This is a genomic window from Robertmurraya mesotrionivorans (assembly GCF_050971805.1).
Lineage (GTDB): Bacteria > Bacillota > Bacilli > Bacillales > Cytobacillaceae > Robertmurraya_A.
Genome location: NZ_JBPCCH010000001.1, coordinates 436,626 through 453,669, shown reverse-complemented (window position 1 = coordinate 453,669; position 17,044 = coordinate 436,626). Strand labels below are relative to the sequence as shown.

General features: G+C 36.7%; 21 protein-coding genes and 1 tRNA gene. 6 read left to right on the top strand and 16 right to left on the bottom strand.

What is annotated here, in order from left to right; translation table 11 throughout:
- The first annotated feature begins 92 nt into the window (after positions 1–92).
- The gene (locus ACRX5O_RS02290; RefSeq protein WP_433904433.1) at positions 93–1,781 is read left to right on the top strand and encodes a DEAD/DEAH box helicase; all 1,689 of its coding nucleotides are present in this window, start codon (positions 93–95) and stop codon (positions 1,779–1,781) included.
- Positions 1,759–2,553: a YqhG family protein gene (locus ACRX5O_RS02285; RefSeq protein ID WP_433904432.1), complete on the top strand. Its 795-nt coding sequence runs from the start codon at positions 1,759–1,761 to the stop codon at positions 2,551–2,553. Before ACRX5O_RS02290 ends, ACRX5O_RS02285 begins: the two co-directional genes overlap by 23 nt.
- Positions 2,554–2,563: 10 nt before the next feature.
- Here ACRX5O_RS02285 and ACRX5O_RS02280 read toward each other — a convergent pair whose 3' ends face one another.
- From ACRX5O_RS02280 to comGA, 8 genes are all read right to left on the bottom strand, one after another.
- Positions 2,564–2,770, bottom strand: coding sequence for a YqzE family protein (locus tag ACRX5O_RS02280; RefSeq protein ID WP_433904431.1), 207 nt, complete (start codon positions 2,768–2,770; stop codon positions 2,564–2,566).
- Between the two features lie 66 nt (positions 2,771–2,836).
- On the bottom strand, positions 2,837–3,208 hold the full coding sequence (locus ACRX5O_RS02275; protein ID WP_433904430.1) for a hypothetical protein: 372 nt from the start codon (positions 3,206–3,208) through the stop codon (positions 2,837–2,839).
- Positions 3,205–3,645 carry a competence type IV pilus minor pilin ComGF gene (comGF, locus tag ACRX5O_RS02270; RefSeq protein WP_433904429.1) on the bottom strand — a complete coding sequence of 147 codons (441 nt, stop codon included), beginning with the start codon at positions 3,643–3,645 and terminating at the stop codon, positions 3,205–3,207. The genes ACRX5O_RS02275 and comGF overlap by 4 nt, the downstream gene beginning before the upstream one ends.
- Positions 3,632–3,952 (bottom strand): competence type IV pilus minor pilin ComGE, encoded by a 321-nt coding sequence (gene comGE, locus ACRX5O_RS02265; RefSeq protein WP_433904428.1) that lies wholly within the window; start codon positions 3,950–3,952, stop codon positions 3,632–3,634. Before comGE ends, comGF begins: the two co-directional genes overlap by 14 nt.
- Positions 3,936–4,319 (bottom strand): competence type IV pilus minor pilin ComGD, encoded by a 384-nt coding sequence (comGD, locus tag ACRX5O_RS02260; RefSeq protein ID WP_433904751.1) that lies wholly within the window; start codon positions 4,317–4,319, stop codon positions 3,936–3,938. Before comGD ends, comGE begins: the two co-directional genes overlap by 17 nt.
- Positions 4,320–4,362: 43 nt before the next feature.
- Positions 4,363–4,683, bottom strand: coding sequence for a competence type IV pilus major pilin ComGC (gene comGC, locus ACRX5O_RS02255; RefSeq protein ID WP_119709116.1), 321 nt, complete (start codon positions 4,681–4,683; stop codon positions 4,363–4,365).
- Positions 4,684–4,702: 19 nt separating this feature from the next.
- Positions 4,703–5,734, bottom strand: a complete 1,032-nt coding sequence (gene comGB / locus ACRX5O_RS02250; protein WP_433904427.1) for a competence type IV pilus assembly protein ComGB — start codon at positions 5,732–5,734, stop codon at positions 4,703–4,705.
- Positions 5,721–6,794, bottom strand: a complete 1,074-nt coding sequence (comGA, locus tag ACRX5O_RS02245) for a competence type IV pilus ATPase ComGA (protein WP_490885379.1) — start codon at positions 6,792–6,794, stop codon at positions 5,721–5,723. The genes comGB and comGA overlap by 14 nt, the downstream gene beginning before the upstream one ends.
- Before the next feature lie 143 nt (positions 6,795–6,937).
- Between comGA and ACRX5O_RS02240 the strand changes: the two genes are divergently transcribed.
- A tRNA-Gln gene (locus tag ACRX5O_RS02240) sits at positions 6,938–7,009 on the top strand.
- A gap of 165 nt (positions 7,010–7,174) precedes the next feature.
- Here the strand turns inward: ACRX5O_RS02240 and ACRX5O_RS02235 are convergent.
- Entirely contained in the window at positions 7,175–7,552 is a 378-nt protein-coding gene (locus ACRX5O_RS02235) for a Spx/MgsR family RNA polymerase-binding regulatory protein (protein WP_433904426.1), read from the bottom strand.
- A 201-nt stretch (positions 7,553–7,753) separates the two neighbouring features.
- Between ACRX5O_RS02235 and ACRX5O_RS02230 the strand changes: the two genes are divergently transcribed.
- Together ACRX5O_RS02230 and ACRX5O_RS02225 are read left to right on the top strand one after the other, a co-directional pair.
- Entirely contained in the window at positions 7,754–8,452 is a 699-nt protein-coding gene (locus ACRX5O_RS02230; protein WP_433904425.1) for a helix-turn-helix transcriptional regulator, read from the top strand.
- Between the two features lie 86 nt (positions 8,453–8,538).
- Positions 8,539–8,784, top strand: a complete 246-nt coding sequence (locus tag ACRX5O_RS02225) for a DUF2626 domain-containing protein (protein ID WP_066049620.1) — start codon at positions 8,539–8,541, stop codon at positions 8,782–8,784.
- Between the two features lie 59 nt (positions 8,785–8,843).
- Here the strand turns inward: ACRX5O_RS02225 and ACRX5O_RS02220 are convergent, their stop codons facing one another.
- On the bottom strand, positions 8,844–9,920 hold the full coding sequence (locus ACRX5O_RS02220; RefSeq protein ID WP_433904424.1) for a class I SAM-dependent methyltransferase: 1,077 nt from the start codon (positions 9,918–9,920) through the stop codon (positions 8,844–8,846).
- 138 nt (positions 9,921–10,058) lie between these two features.
- Complete coding sequence (locus ACRX5O_RS02215) at positions 10,059–10,691, bottom strand: MBL fold metallo-hydrolase (protein WP_433904423.1); 633 nt, start codon at positions 10,689–10,691, stop codon at positions 10,059–10,061.
- A 236-nt stretch (positions 10,692–10,927) separates the two neighbouring features.
- On the opposite strand from ACRX5O_RS02215, the gene ACRX5O_RS02210 reads away from it, so the two are divergent.
- On the top strand, positions 10,928–11,101 hold the full coding sequence (locus ACRX5O_RS02210; protein ID WP_119709121.1) for a DUF2759 domain-containing protein: 174 nt from the start codon (positions 10,928–10,930) through the stop codon (positions 11,099–11,101).
- 55 nt (positions 11,102–11,156) lie between these two features.
- Here the strand turns inward: ACRX5O_RS02210 and ACRX5O_RS02205 are convergent, their stop codons facing one another.
- The 5 genes from ACRX5O_RS02205 to ACRX5O_RS02185 form a co-directional block, all read right to left on the bottom strand.
- Entirely contained in the window at positions 11,157–12,302 is a 1,146-nt protein-coding gene (locus tag ACRX5O_RS02205) for a YqgU-like beta propeller domain-containing protein (RefSeq protein ID WP_433904422.1), read from the bottom strand.
- Between the two features lie 73 nt (positions 12,303–12,375).
- Positions 12,376–13,563: a M14 family metallopeptidase gene (locus ACRX5O_RS02200; RefSeq protein ID WP_433904421.1), complete on the bottom strand. Its 1,188-nt coding sequence runs from the start codon at positions 13,561–13,563 to the stop codon at positions 12,376–12,378.
- A 116-nt stretch (positions 13,564–13,679) separates the two neighbouring features.
- Complete coding sequence (locus ACRX5O_RS02195; protein WP_433904420.1) at positions 13,680–15,560, bottom strand: LTA synthase family protein; 1,881 nt, start codon at positions 15,558–15,560, stop codon at positions 13,680–13,682.
- 250 nt (positions 15,561–15,810) lie between these two features.
- On the bottom strand, positions 15,811–16,788 hold the full coding sequence (locus tag ACRX5O_RS02190) for an ROK family glucokinase (RefSeq protein ID WP_433904419.1): 978 nt from the start codon (positions 16,786–16,788) through the stop codon (positions 15,811–15,813).
- A gap of 11 nt (positions 16,789–16,799) precedes the next feature.
- On the bottom strand, positions 16,800–17,000 hold the full coding sequence (locus ACRX5O_RS02185; protein ID WP_119709126.1) for a YqgQ family protein: 201 nt from the start codon (positions 16,998–17,000) through the stop codon (positions 16,800–16,802).
- Between the last annotated feature and the right edge of the window lie 44 nt (positions 17,001–17,044).

The following is a 17,044-nucleotide window of genomic DNA, read 5'->3' as shown; positions in this document are numbered from 1 at the left end:
TGACAAATTTCAAAACTTTTAAGATATTATCATCCTACCATTTCGAAACCCATACGGCAATATATTTATCGATCAAAAAGGGAGTTGTTTTTATGACGGTAGAGATTGAGTTTGATTCCTCTTGGCAGGAGGGGCTGGTAGAGAAAATTACAAATGATGGTCCTTGGGGGAACTTTGAGTTATATAAGCTAGCGGTAGAGGTAGAAAAACATACGGTTATTGATAACTTTGAGGGATTACAAGCTCCCAAACATCTTCCCAATTTAACACCGCTTCCCCATCAGCTAGAAGTCGCCAAGCAAGTAGTTGAAAACATGAACGGAAAAGCCATTCTTGCAGATGAAGTAGGTCTAGGGAAAACGATCGAAGCAGGACTCATTTTAAAAGAATACATGATCAGAGGTCTTGTAAAAAAAGTCCTCATTCTTGTTCCCGCCTCCCTCGTTACCCAATGGTCATACGAGTTAACAAGTAAGTTTTATATTCCGGCAGTTTCACAACGTAAAAGCTATGTCTGGGAACAATGTGATGTGGTCGTATCTTCTATTGATACAGCTAAACGGGCTCCTCATAGAGAAATCATTCTCTCCCAAGATTATGATCTTATTATTATTGATGAAGCACATAAATTAAAAAACAATAAAACAAAAAACTATGAATTTGTACAAAGCTTAAAGAAAAAATTCTGCTTACTTCTAACAGCAACCCCAATTCAAAATCGAGTTGGTGAGATTTTCAACCTTGTCTCTCTCTTAAAACCTGGTCATCTAGGAAATGAATCTGTGTTTAATGAAAAATATAAGAAGGATTCCCGAGATATTAACGATAATGAACATTTAAAAGAGCTTGTGAATAAAGTGATGATCAGAAATCGTCGAGCAGACACAGGTATTGAATGGACGAAGAGACAAGTTGAAACAATCCCTATTGAGCTTACTAAGGAAGAGCAGGATTTGTATGATTCTGTTACTGAACTACGGTCAGAGGGAGACTGGACAACTACATCCGCTTTCTCAGTCATGACTCTGCAAAGAGAAGCATGCAGTAGTAGAGAAGCAGTCTTTTTCACATTAAAAAATATGCTTGAAAAGAAGGAAAACCCATCAAAGGAATACCAAGATCAAATCACATATTTAATCGAGAAGGTAAACGCCGTTCATACGAATTCCAAGGCCGTTAAAGCTCTTGAACTGATTCAGAAGGTAAATGATAAAGTCATTATCTTTACGGAATATCGAGCCACTCAACTCTATCTTCAATGGTTTCTAAAGCAAAATGGAATCAGCTCCGTTCCCTTCCGCGGAGGATTTAAAAGAGGTAAAAAAGATTGGATGAGACAGCTTTTTGAAAACAATGTACAGGTCCTTATTGCAACCGAAGCAGGAGGAGAAGGAATTAATCTTCAGTTCTGTAATCATATCATTAACTTTGATCTGCCTTGGAATCCTATGAGACTAGAGCAACGTATCGGGAGAATTCATCGTCTAGGGCAAGAAAAAGACGTGATGATTTATAATTTTGCAACTAAAGGTACAGTGGAAGAACATGTCCTTAAGCTACTACATGAAAAAATTAATTTATTTGAAAAAGTGATTGGTGATCTCGATGATATTCTTACTCGTTTAGAGTTTGGTAGCTTTGAGGATCATCTTTCAGATATATTCGGAAACTCCACCTCTGAAGGGGAAATGCGAATAAAAATGGACAACCTAGCTTCCATGATTCAATTTGCTGAAGAAGTAAAGGATGGTGATTATCGTGCAGCAACAGGAAATTCATAATTTTTTGGTGAAGTACTTTACTGCTAACCAATGCGAAATACTCGCGAATACCGGTTCATATTTAACTGTGCAATTAACGATTAAACTAGATAAGGAATTAATGAATCGCCCGTTTTATTGGCATTACTTAGAAAAAACAGGTGGAGTTCCAAACCCTATGGAACTTACGCTTATTACGGATCAAAAAAAGACACCTGACGATATTAAAGGAGAGGTCATACACTTTGGTTCACCAAGACTTCATCAAATATTTAACTCAACTAAAAACCTTGCTGGGTATATTCGGCTCTATGAAGATCATCAAGCAACCATGGGTCAACAAGTACCATTGCGCCCTTGGTTAGGTATGAATGTAAAAATCTCCTATCAATGTGACCGTAAAAGAGACGTCTTTCGGTCGATAGGTCTACAATTAATTAATGGACAAATAATCGAGAACTTCCACGAAGAACTAATAAGATTACAATTAGCTCGCAAAATACCTGATTACTCTTTTACCTTATCACCACTTATTATGCCGAATAGTGGGGTAACACGAATTCAGAATATGATTCGTTCAAACATTCTTGAAGAAGATCATTCATGGGCAAACTTGGCTAGAGAACGCTGGTCAAAAGACTTGAGATTGCTGGAGCATTTTTATGAAGAAGCGGAGGAAAAAGGGGAAAGCTATGAAAATGAAAAACGAGCCTTACAGGAGCAATACGAGCCAAAAGTTCAGATTTCGATTATAAACGGCGGTATTTTTTACTTATCCGAAAAAGCAATTTAAAGGGAACGACTCATTTGTCATTCCCTTTAAATGATTTCTCTCTCTTTCCTCTGTTCATCATAATGACATATGGAATAATACCAAACCAGCGAAAAGCAAATGCTTCTCTCGTTTCTTTTTTTTCCTTCCTGATTTTTTTTCTTTCTTCCTTCGGTTGATCAATATATTTTACTATCGTTTGTGTAATGTATTTCACATAATCATTTACTGCGCTCATGTTTTTTTCCTCCCTTTTAGTCATTAACAGTATGACCAAATACTAGTTAACTAAACCCAAAGGAAGCTACACTGGTAACAACCATCTTACTAATTTTCCGCTTCCCACCTCGTACTGGGCTATCGCTTTAACAGAAAGAGTACCCTGAATCAGAAAATAAGTAACTTCCACATGTTGGCTAGAAATTTGCTTAACCGTATACGTCACTTTGGTGTCTGAATATGTTGTCATTCCATCTACCGGAATCACACCTCTTGCCATTTCCTCAGAAATCTTCTTTGATGTGAGCAAAAATAAATACTGTCGTCTTTCTTGTTGATTGACTGAAGCCACTATCCCTTTTTCCGATACGTACTGATTAAACTCAATCGTTAAAAATAGAGAGACTAGTAGAAAAATACATAAACTAATAGGATACATAAACCCCTTTTCATTCATGGACCTCCCACCACCTGAAGGAAAGGAAACAGTTGGTCCTCATATACAACATTATTGTTACCAATAACAAGAATTGAGATACTTTTTTGATTTTGTTTGAACTCAACACTATTAATATTTTGCAAAACTATTTCATGACCTTGAAATTGTACCAATCGACGGATATATGGCCCATATTTCTCATACGTGACCAATTCCCCAACACTTTGCATATAAAGCTTCCCGTTTTTCACCTCAACATAATCACAACCTTGAAGTTCCGTATTTAACTGACTAATAAAGAGCTCGAATTCTAGTTGTTGTGTGCGGTTCGCAACATGGTTCATGTTCAAAATAATTGAAAAAATATAGGGTAAAAAAGAAGCAAGCATACAATAAATAGAGAAAGATACCAACATCTCTATTAAAGTAAATCCCTGATTATTAAAAACTGTCACATATGAGAACTTCCTTTTTAAAGGAATTTTCATATCTTACACACACCTCATTTTTAGACACTTCCTTTATCACAGTAAATGACCTCCCTTTTCTTTCTACTGTTAATGGGTCTTTGATAGTTCCGGTAAACATTACTTCCTGTAAGGAGTCATATAATATCTTTGATGCCTCACGACTATATTGGGTGTTAAGTGACTGCTTGCTCACCTGAATAAACATTGGTAGTAAAAATAAAGTTAGTACCAACCAAATTGACAGAGAAAGCAAAAGTTCAACAAGGAAAAAGCCATTAGTTTTGTACAACATAAAATCTCCCCTTCCCTATGTTAAACGTAAATTTATACCGTTCTTCTTGTATGTCAATATATAAAGTCCCAAAGGTATTTATATTTCCAGAGGTGTTATATCGAAAATACAAGTTTTGTGAACCTTCTCTAATGTTCACCTTGTTTGAGTAGGTTCGATCGACAATATATTTCCCATTCTGATCCTTAGCGTAATATCGATGAGATAGGGGGAGGATATTTACAGAAACAACTGTATGATTTGAAATAGCATATTGTTGCATATAATAAAGGTCGTCTTTGAATTGAGAAAAAAAGAGCTGTTTATCGAGGAAAAACATTTGAGGACGAACAAAAAGAAAAGAAAACGAGACAATCAAAACAAACATACTTAACACAAAAATAGATTCAATTAAAGTAAACCCATTATTGTTATTCATTATTAGCTGTGACAGCTCCCGTAGACGAGATCGTCACGATATCTCCATTTGGACAGGTCGATTGGTTTTCTTGTAAAAACCCTTCTGTTTGCAATTCTGCCAAACCTGTTGGCAAACGATTTTTGTCCATTTCAAAGGACTGAACCTGTGCCTCTACCATTTTTATAAAAGCTTCACATCCTTTTTCCTTAATATTGCTGTTATGCTTGCTGATATTCGGTACTGCTATGATTAATAATACTGAAATCACAAGCAAAACAATCATCATTTCAATAAGTGTAAAAGCCTTCTCATTTTGGATGAATTTTTTCATTTTTTTCTCTCCTTAAGATTTATATACCATCCATTAAATGAAACATTGGAAGTAGGATGGATAAATACATTGAAATAACCAATAATCCTACGAGTAGGTAAATAGACGGTTGAATAAATTTCATTATATAATTCACTTTTTCTTGGAATCTATTCATACAATAGTTGCTAAAGAAATGAAGCTCTTGATCAAGCCGGCCATTTTTTTGCCCGTGCTGTATGATAATTGATAAATCACCTTCAAATATCGTCTGCTTTTTAATGATTTCTTCTAGACTAGTCCCTTTTAATAGATGTTGCTTTAAATAAACTCCTAGTTCTTGATCAAACTTGTTTTCCTTATTCCCTTCGAAGAGACTAACCGCCTCATAAATTGAAAGCCCCCCACCTAACAAATAGCTCATTTGCACAGAAAAATAGTGAGTAATTAATAATTGGAAAAACGGACCACACCACGGAATGGATACTAAAATCTTTTTTTGTTTCATGGCGGAATAATTTTTGAATGCAAAAAGATAGTAACTAGCAAAAATAAGTAGAGTTACGACTAAGAGAGTACTAAAGAAGGGGAAAGTAGAGCCAATAAGGATAATAACCCTTGTAAAGAGGTTTGAAGGCAAACCCATGGATTGAAAGAGAGATACAAACTTTGGTAAAAGAAATTGATCAACAAATACAAATAGGATAATAGTAGTAAAAACAAGAATAAGAGGATAAGTTAATACTTTAATTAGTTCTTTCTTATCTTTCTGCTGCTTCATCATATATTTACTTGCTTCTTTATACGCGTAAGCTTGGCCACCATGTTGCTCTGCAAAATACACATAGCTAACTAAGGTTTGGTGAAATCCTAATTTTTGAATAACTAACGAAAAAGCGAAACCCTCTCTTAGTAATTTTATGCTGTTATTAAGCTGGATTTTCTTCCCTTCTGCCATCTGCAAAGAAGTAGATTCCAACGCTTCGGCAAGAGAGTACCCCCTATCCAGTAATTCTCCCACATGTTTTAGCAAGTTGGATTGTTCCGTTAATAACCACTTATTTGATTTCATTGTCTAACACCCATCGATCATACTCCGTTTCTTTAATAAAACCGAGTGCAATCCCCTTCGATATGACCTTTCTTAGTGTCGTATAGTCATACACTCTTTTCTCTCCTCTTGCCTCATTAATGACATGACTTAATGGTTGACCAGCTAATATCTCAAAGACACATGCTTTCTTTGAACGCTCACAAACAAAACAAGTGCTTGAACATTCGGTTGTACAGAGTGTACAACTAAGTTCTACTAACCTTTGAGCCGTTACAGCAACAAGAGTTTGTTCAATTTCAATCCAATCTACTCCAAACTCAAGGAGTCGATAAATGGCCCCCTTTGCATCTCGAGTGTGCATGGTTGATAACACAAGATGGCCTGTTAACGCGGCTCTCACGGCCGTTTTGGCTGTCTCACTGTCCCGAATTTCCCCCACCATAATAATATCTGGATCATGACGAAGGATGGCTTTTAAACCAGCCGCGTATGATATTCCAGCTTTTTCATTCACTTGAACCTGTAAAACAGCGTCACTTTCCTTTTCAATTGGATCTTCTAAAGCAATCACATTTCGGTCAAATAAATTCGTACTCTTTTCGAGCAAGGTGTATAAGGTTGTGGTTTTCCCACTTCCAGTTGGACCAGTCAAGATAATTAATCCGTGGGCATGTTTAAGTAAGGCAAGAAGCTTATTTGTCATATAAGGGAATAAGGAAACTTGGTAGGAAGGATTTGATTGGTGTTCGGGGAGCAGTCGTATAACTAAACTTTCTTTCTTGTTACCTGGAAGAGTAGAAAGGCGCAAACCAATTTGCTGATGATCGACCACTATCGAATACGAACCGTTTTGGGGACGTCTTTTTTCCCCAATATCCATGGATGCACTGAATTTAAAATGGGAGATTAACCTTTCGCATTCTTCAATAGGGAACGAGTAGCGAGTGACGAGGCGATGTGCCACTCTGAATTGAACAAGAGTGTCATGCTTTCGGGGGATAATGTGGATATCGGTTGCTTGCTTTATAACAGCATCCTTCAACATTCGATCGGCTAATTCTTCAATCGAAGTAACCAATTAGACACCACCTTTTCATTTGGATAAACCTATCGTATCACTTCAATAGTAAATGATGGGAGAAAAAGTGTGTATATTTTTCAACAAAGCAAACATAATAATTAGTACAAACACGTTAGTTACATCATTAATTATTACGAAGATGGGCTATAGCCAAGCGGTAAGGCAACGGACTTTGACTCCGTCATGCGTTGGTTCGAATCCAGCTAGCCCAGTTAGAAAAGCGGAGAAAGCTTGTTCAGCCCCGACAGGCATAAGACGGATCTTGGAGGAAGGCCTGCCTTCCGGAGGGATTTGGCTTATGACCCCGAGGGGCTAGCTTTCGTAGCTGGACAACAAATAAAAAAGGGAAGACCGCGGTCTTCCCTTTTTTATTACTGTTAGCTACTTTTTTTTATCATTTTTTTGTTCGCGATGCTCTTTAATGCGTCTGGATTGTAACCGACCACTAACTTTTTGCCATCAGTAACAATAGGTCGTTTTAGCAATCTAGGTTCTTCAACGAGCATATTGATTACCTGTGAAAGAGTAAGATCATTCACATCCTGATTAAGACTTTTAAATATTCGACTTCTTGTGGCAAGCAATTCGTCCAATCCCTCTGTGGTAAGAGAAAGTAATTCTTTTAGCTCCTCACTTGTCGGAGTTTCTTTAAATAAATGCCTCTCCTCATATGCAACTGCATTGGCTGTCAGCCACTTCTTCGTTTTTCGACAAGATGTACAACTTGGATAAGTGAAAAATATCAAATCATTCATCCTTTTCCCCGCCTTTGATGGTGTTTTCATTGTTTTGTTAAATATATTTTAATCTTTTGTATAACATTTGTATAGTTATTTGTTCAATATTTCGCCAACAAGTTGTGAACATTTTATAAACTTATAGTGAATACAGTTTTTACTACCGTCGCCTGTATTATAATGGAATAAATTTAAGGAGATCCGAGAGGTGTGGCTAAGATGGAACAAACATTGAAAATAACAAATGTATTATCGGACCCAACTCGTTATTACATTTATCAGTACATTACAAAAAGACATCAGGAAGTTACCGTTCAAGAAATTGCAGACAATTTTAATATTCATCCGAACGTAGCAAGATTACATCTTTCTAAGCTTGAAGATGTGAATATGCTGATCTCGGAAACAAAAAAAACAGGCAAAGGTGGTAGACCAAGTAGGTTATACCGATTGTCCGAAGACGTCATTCAGTTAAATTTTCCGTTCCGAGACTATCAAATGTTAGCTAAAATTACTATGGAATCCATGCTCTCTCTCGGAGAAGAAGGTCATAAAGTATTACGAATGACCGGGAAAAGATTTGGTAAGGAAATGATTGAGCAAGAAATGGCCAGATCTCATTATGGAGAGTTCCCTACGTTTGAACAAAAGTTAAATACGTTAAAAAATGCTGCAACAATGGCTGGCTTCTATCCAGAATTCGAAGTGAGTGAAGACCAGACTCGTATATACTTCCAAATTTTCAACTGTCCATTTAAAGAAATTGCGACAGAACATCCAGATGCTATTTGTGAAACACATCACGAATTTTTAAAAGGGATGTTTGAGTCACTTTTTAATGACGCCCAGCTTATAGAGAAGCAAAACTTAATCAAGGGCTGCGATGCTTGTGCTTATCAAGCATTAATCACGAATTAAAAAACAAACTCCTGTTTACTTTTTCATAGCGTTTACATTATAATATTGTAAGGTAAGGGACTTGTAGGGTGAAAAGGAGGGATCATATGGATCGTATGTTTAGAGTAATGGGGTTTTGGACAGGTATTTTTGCCGTTATGTTCTACCTAGGGCATATGCCACAAACATCATTGCTATTCTTTGGTCAAACGGGGTTTTTCATTCTGTTAAGCTACCTAAAGCTTTCTGAACGTATGTATATTTATATTTTCGGTGCCTATTTAACAGTGTTCTTCGTTGGCTTTACATACTGGACAACATTTATGATGACACCAGGTGCTGGCGGGCATTAATAGGAACGAAGCCCCATGAAAAAGGGGAAAAAGCGATGGAATTGATCCATCGCTTTTTATTATATAGAGAACTCCTTTGATAAATTTTTCGATTGGACAACTACTTGAAAATGGCTACTCATTCCACCCGGAGTGATTAAACTCCGAATCGCTCGGTTTCGTTTACTTTGTTCCGAAAAAGGATTTGGATCATAATGATCTTTCAATAAATCCAAAATACCAATCTCTAAGAAGAATTCATCTTGCCTCATAAATCGTTCTAAGTTAAGGTCATACTTTTTTCCAATCCGAATGAATGGATCCCACTGCACATGTGATGTGATATCCATCTCGCCTGGGTGTGCAAGAAGGTTTGTTTTTATTGTGTGTTTTGAATATCCCCTTAAGCTACCTTGTGATCGGGCTGGTTCTTCCCATTCTGAGTCAGTATAACCGTAATCAACAGATAGCAAAATTCCTGAGTCAATTATTTTTGAAACCTCTTTAATGAATTCAACCATTGCTACGGGTACTTCTGCTCGCTCGTGTTCTCGCAAGTTTCGCATATATTCTGACACATAGGATTGAACATTCGTGTTTGCTAGCGGTACTAAAAACTCCTTTAAGTCCTCGTTCTCTACCGTAATCATCACTTCATGAAGGATCCCCTTGTTCTTCTCGATAACATGTACCGGGAGAGCATCGAATAACTCATTTGAAAAAATCATTCCATGGAAGCCTTTAAGCTTACTCAAGCTATCAATTATTTTAATTTTCCCATCATCCATCCCTTTTTGTATAAGTTGCTGATGAAAAGGACTGGCCTCTAAAACGAAATATGTAATAGGTTCGGTAGTTAATACACTCCATTCTTCCAAAAATGCTTGAGCAAATCTTCCTGATCCAGCTCCGATTTCACAAACATTAGCAGGGATAACCCCCTTGGATACTTGCTTATAGTACCACCTTGCAATTAGCTGGCCATAAATATTTCCAATGTTACTTGTTGTAATAAAATCTCCTTGACGACCAACCTTCTCCCCAGCTTTCATATAATAGCCACTTTCCCTATCATATAAAGCTACTGACATATATTCAGCATATGAGATTTGCTGTTGTTTGGATGAAGTGATCATTTCTTTTATCTTTTCCTTCACTATCATATCCCCACTATCCTCTATTGACACAGTATTTATTTTGTAATATCGTAATAGTAATTAACCATCCCTCCCAAAGAAGGAATGGAAGTATCCCTATAAAAGACCCTACTCACATGAGAAGGGTCTTTTCATTTGTTAAAAACCATTTAAAAACGGATTGGAATCCATCTCGTCACCAATAGTTGTTGTGTATCCATGTCCAGGCAATACTAACGTTTGCTCGGGAAGTACAAGTAGTTTACTATGAATACTCTTCAGAAGCTGATCATGATTTCCCCCAGGCAGGTCTGTTCTCCCGATACTCTGATGAAACAACGCATCTCCTGAAATAACAAATTCTGCTTCCTCAAAGTAAAACGAGACACTACCAGGAGAATGTCCAGGCGTCTCAAACACGGAAAAAGTAAAGTCTCCAATGGTTATTGTTTCTTCCTTTTCAAAGAAAATATTTGCTGGCTTTACTGATGTAGAGACTGGCATCATAAAGAACTTCGAACCATTTAAAGAAGGATCTCCTAACCAGCTTTCTTCTTTCTTATGTATGTATACGGGTACACGATAATGGTCTCTAATGATGTCCACTGCTCCAATATGGTCAAAATGAGCATGTGTCAACAGGATTGCTTGTGGTACCACTTTTCTTTTTTCTAGTAATTGAATAAGTTTTTTCCCTTCATCCCCCGGGTCAATAACGAGGCAATGATTCCCTTCGGTTACGATATAGCTGTTGGTTTGTAACGGACCGAGGGGGACCTGTTCCCATTTCATAACATTTCCTCCATATCATTAGATCTTAAGAATATTTTACACTAGTTTTATGGAAAGGAGAAATATTGCTCTACAGAATTAACGTCAAGAATGTGTCATTTTTAGACCTCGACAAATGGGATAAAAACCGATACAATAAAATACGAATGTAAACACTTACGTTACATAGAATACTGAATATGCACGAAATGATAAAAGGCATTTGTCTTTACCATTTGATAAAGGGGGCTGTCAAAGTGGGATTGGTCATTATATTTGCTTTAGTTACATTGCTAGCAGCATATGGAGCATTTAGTTCACTAAAAAACAAAAATTTCCTAGGTTTATTTTTTGCTGTAGGAACTTTAGCTGTTTTCGGTTTCTTTACAGTTATGACTGTGATCCACCATGGATATCCAGCAACGCACTAACTAAAATAGCGATGCGATAAAAAGGACTGTGAAAAGAAATTTTCACAGTCCTTTTTTATTCTTCTATCAACCCTAATTCCTTTTTCTCACCAAGGAGGAGGAGGTTCTCTAGGCTGTACCCGTACAGACATAATGTTCCGTTAGGGGAGCAGCTGATAGGTTCATTTACTAAGTCTTCGATTACTACAAGCTCCTCATTAGACTCGACTGAAAACTTTATAAGGTCGAAGGTCCCTTCGTAGGTGTCAATCTCCGAACTATATTCTGGCTTAAATGTATAGAATGCATGAGAATCCTTGTTATAATCATAAAAAGGAACAGACCATCCTGAAAAATTCGACAGCTGCGGCAACAACAATCGTGACTTCACTTGAAAGTCCTGGTCATAAAATGTGTAGTTTCCTATAGATGATTCCTCACTAGGGTCTATGGTTATGGTAAGCGTGTGTTTCGGAAAAACATCTACCTGATAGACATCCTTCAAGACATCCTTACTTACTTTACTATTAATATTATATTTTTTTAACGGCGCAGAAAGCGATGGACTATCCGTACGCCAATCAAGATATAGAATTTCGTTTACATTACTCCAATATGCAAATGGTTGAGGGATGGTTATTTGAGCAAGTGTATTATTGCTTATATCTAATGTATAGGTGTGATATTGCCAATCTTCTGTAAAGCTCGTTATTAGCAAAAGATTTTCATTATACTCATTCCATTCGATAGCCAATTCATTCGAAGGTATCTCTGAAGACAAGATGATCTTTCCACTTGACGAGATAATCGTCACCAATCCCGTACTTGAATTAGGTGAGGAATGAATAAGTATGCTGCTTCTATTAGGATTAACAGTTACCGAAACAATAGGATAGACACTCGAATACAACAGTGTCGACTGACCTTCCACTAAGTCATAGGAATATAAGGCGGAGCCCTCACTAGTATCGGTTACATACAATATTGTTTGATTATCTAACCAGCCACTAGCGGAAGAAAAGCTTCCCTTCATCTCTTTAATTGGTAGCATAACTTCACCACCAATAAATGATAGGGGTATTTCCTTCTTTTTTAACTCATTATTATGTAATGATTGAGGTAAGCTATTTGGTACACTTTCCTTACTACACCCAAACAATAGAACAACAAAAAGAAGGAAAAGAATGAAATAAAGTGCCTGTTTAATTTTTACTGAAAACACTATTCTTTTCCTCCTTAAAGACAATTAAATTCATTTTACCTTTCTCTATTGCGGTGAACAAGTAAAAACTTTCCTAAACATACATGGCAGCTAAAAAAATCCCTAGCATCTCATGGTATATCTTTCTATACTGTGATAATGGGAGTGGATTGATTCCTTTCCCAAGTTCAAACGTAAACCCGCACTTTTTAAACTCTTGTATAAACCAATCCTTATAGCCTGCATGGCTGTCAATATACTGTACAGAACGGTATCCACTAACACGTTCAAACTCGTTTGCAAGCGAATGTGCCTCCGAAGGTTCTAACCCCTCATAACCCCAATAAAACTCTTCTCCTTGTGTGTGAAAGGCCAATAGTCGATGAAAATTTCTGTCTTTAGCCAGTTGAGCCATTGCGATTGCCTCAGGTTCTGTTAAAGGTTCATTACCAGGGAAATCTCTAGCCGACGGTGCTTTTGGTATTTTCCTCTCTTTTTCAATTTCCCATTTTGCCGGAAATTGATTATTTAGATCAACTCCACGAATATTTGCTTTCCAACCTACAAAATCACTACTGCCACCGTTGTATGTTCTTAAATTATCCCTTTCACTTTCTAACGGACCATGTAAAACCAAATCCACTCCATCTGGATTCACCATAGGTACGATAGAAACATCCACACGGTTATAAAGGGCCTGAATATCTATTCCTCTGATCGTTCTCTGATTGGTTAATCCTAATAGAAAGGTATTCACTAACTGTAGGAGAATCGGGGTAGTAATCCATTCATTCGCATGAAAAGAAGCATTATAGTGTATTTTTAAATCTCCCTTTCCGAACCGAAGCTCATGAATTGGATTTCCACGTACACTTTGCCCAATGGTACTTGTTGAGACAAAAGGATACACTTCAACAAGCTTTTTAATATCTGTTTCAAGTTGGGCTGAATCATAAAATGTCTGCCCATGTATAATTGGTTTAATCATTCGCTTTGGAATATTAACAGCTTCACCTTGCTCAAAGCTGTTTGGATTACGCTTCTGATTGACTAACAATAATGCATCAATGGAAAGATTATAGTGAAGAGCTAGTCTCCAGAAAGCATCATCCTGGCCGATACAACGAGTTTCTAGATCAAATCCTGGAATCTGTATCGTTTGCCCTTTTTCAAGGATCGTATCTTTTGTCAGTTTGTTAGCGTCTAGCAGCAAATGAATTGGCAACATAAATAATTGACTATAATAGTCCAATGAGTCTCCAGTCCGAACCTTAACTTTCAAGACCATCATCTCCTTCCTTTATCGATTCATATGAAGAAGATGAAAAAAGATTCCTAGAAAGAATAGGGAAATCTGAGCTATAAAAAAGAGCCTACAAAAAGTAGGCTTCTCTTTGATCACTCATTTGTCTCTTTTTTGATATTCCCAGATTTTTCGTAAAACCGAAGCAAATCTCCATAAACAATTTTATCAGAGTACTCTAGCTCATTTTTCGCTTTTTCCATGTATGGCTCGCAAGCATCAACAGAATCAATTGCTTCCCCTGTCGATTTGTCATAACATGTGCCTTTCGTGTATACATAGTCCTTCGTGATAAAACTTCCATCACGAAGCACTGTAAACTCTGTATAGTCTTTAGAAAACAGATCCGAACCAAAATCAATATTTTGCTTAGTATCAATTCCTAGTAAGTGAAGGATTGTAGGCTTTAAATCAACCTGACCTGAAACATTGTGAATAACCTTTCCTTCTTGCCCAGGAATATGAATAATTAATGGTACTCTTTGAAGCTGTGTACTCTCTAACGGTGTAATTTCTTTTCCTAAAAACTCACCCATTGTCTTATTATGATTTTCCGATATTCCGTAATGATCACCATAAAGGATGATTATTGAGTCCTCGTACAATCCAGTTGCCTTTAAATCCTCAATAAACAGTTTTAATGCTTCATCTTGATAACGGACCGTAGGGAAATAATTATTTACTGTTTTATTAGTAGAATCATAAGGTTGAATATACAAATCTTCCTCGCCAAGTTCAAATGGGAAGTGATTAGTTAGAGTAATAAATTTCGAGTAAAACGGTTTTGGCATATTTAATAAATGATCAACTGATTGTTCGAAGAAAGGAATATCTTTAAGTCCCCAACCAATCGAGTTTGTCTCATCTACGTCATACTCACCTAGGGCATAGAATCTTGTATAGCCTAATGAATCATACATTAAATCACGATTCCAGAAGCTCTTGTTATTAGCATGAAGAGAAGCTGTGTAATACCCATTTTCATTTAGAATTTCTGGTGTCGCTCGATACTCATTTTCTGAATGAGTAAAGAATACTGCCCCGCGGCTTAAGCCATATAGAGAATTTTCAACGATAAACTCAGAATCTGACGTTTTGCCTTGTGCGGTTTGGTGATAGAAGTTATCAAAATAATAACTTTCCTTAATAAATTGATTTAGGAAAGGAGTAATTTCTTGGCCATTTACTTCCTGATTAATGACAAAGCTTTGAGTTGATTCCATTGAAATTAAAATCACATTTTTTCCTTCGGCAATTCCAAACATATCATCACTAGGACGCTTGTAATTCGCTCGAACATAGTTTTCAATATCCACCAATTCACTGCCGTCTGCTAATGCTCTTTGAGCGGATGATTTGGACTGTAAAAAGGCATCGTAAATATGGTAATTATATGTTCCAATATTTTTAACAAGCATTTCTCTATCAAATGTACGAGTAAGGAGTTGTGGTCTTTCTGCTTCAGCCAAACCTAAATTAAAAAATGCAATGGCAGCAGTAAGTAAATAATACGCACTTATCACCACTTTATTACGACTCTTCTGTTCAGTTAAGGTTGGTCTCCGTAAGACAAATGCAACAATAAGAAAGAAATCAGTGAAATATAAAAGATCCTTCCATTCTAATAGTTCATTCACACTACTTCCTAAGTCCGCCATATTACTTGTTTGGAACAATACCGGTATTGTTAAGAAATCATTAAAGAAACGATAAAAAACAACATTACCAAACAAAACGGCCGACATAAGAAAACTTGTCGTAATAATGAATCGGTTTTGGCTTTTTCCCTTTAAAAACAAGCCAATACCAAAGATAAACATAAGGAAACTTAGCGGGTTTATAAATAAAATAAACTCTTGTCTCCAGTTTTCAATTTTAATATCAAAGCTAGTTTTATAAACGATATACGTTTTTATCCAGAGCAATACGATTGCAATCGCAATCAAAGGGAACTTTGACCATTTCAACTTGTTCATGCAGCTGGTACCTCCTGTATCTTTGGTCAATGGTATTTTTTGGTATAATTATAGTTAACCAAAAATAATCTTAATACTTTTTTAACGAAAAATCAAACTCATCATTATAATTGTTTTATAGAATGTTAAATTACTGACCTCCATATTACCCTAATAATAGACGTTTGAAACCTAAAATAGTTTCAACTTTGTCCCATTTTTTAAAAATAAAAAAAGAACCTCCACTATAATTGTAGAGGCTCCTCCCATTTTATTTACTTACATAATCCCTTATTAACCAAGCTGCACCAATAACACCTGCATCATTTCCGAGTGTCGCAACAGCGATTTTTGTTGATTCCTTTACTCTTGAGAAGGCGTATTTCTCAAAGTTTTGACGAACGCTGTCTAGTAAAATATCTCCCGCTTTTGAAACTCCTCCACCAAGAACAATTTTTTCTGGGTTAAGTGTGTTTGCAATATTTGCTAATGCTAATCCAAGATGAAAACTTACTTCTTCAATTACTTCTTTTGCAAGGACATCCCCATTTCTCGCAGCATCGAATATATTTTTGGCTGAGATGGTACCCTCTTCACGATAAATCGATGCGAGTTCTCCACTTGAATCCTGTGCCGCTTGAAGTTTTTCCTTTCCTATTCGAACGATACCTGTTGCTGAAGCGATGGTCTCCAAGCAGCCTGTTTTTCCACAGTTACAAGGCGCTCCACCAACAGGGATGGATGTAATATGACCAATTTCACCAGCCGCCCCACTTACACCTTGAACAATATGCCCGTTAGCGATCACACCGCCTCCAACTCCTGTTCCTAACGTGACAGCAACGATATCCTTCCCACCATTTCCAGCACCCTTCCACATTTCACCAAGTGCCGCACAGTTAGCATCATTATCAATGATAGCAGGTAAAGATGTTTCTACTTCTAATAAATCCTTTAAAGGATAGTTATCATCCCAACCTAAGTTTACAACGTTGTAGATAATGCCAGTTGCATAATCCACTGGACCAGGTGCACCCATTCCTATCCCTGAAAGCTTACTTTTAGGCTGATCTAATTCCTCAAGAGCCTGATCAATTGATTTGGCAATATTTATCGTAATATTTTTCCCCTTATTGCTATTATCTGTTGGAATTTCCCATTTCTTTAAGATTTCACCGTATTGATTAATAAAAGCAAGCTTTGTTGTTGTTCCTCCTAAATCTACCCCAACCAACCACTTATCTGTCATATTCACACCTACTATTCTTTATTTTTTAATTGTTGAATTTCATGACGGACAATAAATAATGCCGTTTGAAAGTCCTGTTCTTCAATCAACTGAGATTGATATAATTCCTTCAGTTCTTCCTCCATCAACTCTAAATCAGCAAGGCGGTCACCAACGTAAATAATGGTTCCAAATTTCTTTAAAAATTGTTGAATATCATATGTATTCTTCATGTATTTACCTCAAACACTAAATTGTGAAAGCTTGTACAAACGCT

Excerpts from the sequence above, each read along its gene's own strand:
- ACRX5O_RS02225 (WP_066049620.1), top strand. The coding sequence starts at position 8,539 with ATGGATCGTATGTTTAGAGTAATGGGGTTTTGGACAGGTATTTTTGCC.
- comGD (WP_433904751.1), bottom strand. The coding sequence starts at position 4,319 with ATGTTTGTTTTGATTGTCTCGTTTTCTTTTCTTTTTGTTCGTCCTCAA.
- ACRX5O_RS02215 (WP_433904423.1), bottom strand. The coding sequence starts at position 10,691 with ATGAAATGGGAACAGGTCCCCCTCGGTCCGTTACAAACCAACAGCTAT.
- ACRX5O_RS02235 (WP_433904426.1), bottom strand. The coding sequence starts at position 7,552 with ATGAATGATTTGATATTTTTCACTTATCCAAGTTGTACATCTTGTCGA.
- comGB (WP_433904427.1), bottom strand. The coding sequence starts at position 5,734 with ATGAAATCAAATAAGTGGTTATTAACGGAACAATCCAACTTGCTAAAA.
- ACRX5O_RS02185 (WP_119709126.1), bottom strand. The coding sequence starts at position 17,000 with ATGAAGAATACATATGATATTCAACAATTTTTAAAGAAATTTGGAACC.
- ACRX5O_RS02230 (WP_433904425.1), top strand. The coding sequence starts at position 7,754 with ATGGAACAAACATTGAAAATAACAAATGTATTATCGGACCCAACTCGT.
- ACRX5O_RS02280 (WP_433904431.1), bottom strand. The coding sequence starts at position 2,770 with ATGAGCGCAGTAAATGATTATGTGAAATACATTACACAAACGATAGTA.
- comGC (WP_119709116.1), bottom strand. The coding sequence starts at position 4,683 with ATGAAAAAATTCATCCAAAATGAGAAGGCTTTTACACTTATTGAAATG.
- ACRX5O_RS02275 (WP_433904430.1), bottom strand. The coding sequence starts at position 3,208 with ATGAATGAAAAGGGGTTTATGTATCCTATTAGTTTATGTATTTTTCTA.
- ACRX5O_RS02190 (WP_433904419.1), bottom strand. The coding sequence starts at position 16,788 with ATGACAGATAAGTGGTTGGTTGGGGTAGATTTAGGAGGAACAACAACA.
- ACRX5O_RS02290 (WP_433904433.1), top strand. The coding sequence starts at position 93 with ATGACGGTAGAGATTGAGTTTGATTCCTCTTGGCAGGAGGGGCTGGTA.
- comGE (WP_433904428.1), bottom strand. The coding sequence starts at position 3,952 with ATGTTGTACAAAACTAATGGCTTTTTCCTTGTTGAACTTTTGCTTTCT.
- ACRX5O_RS02195 (WP_433904420.1), bottom strand. The coding sequence starts at position 15,560 with ATGAACAAGTTGAAATGGTCAAAGTTCCCTTTGATTGCGATTGCAATC.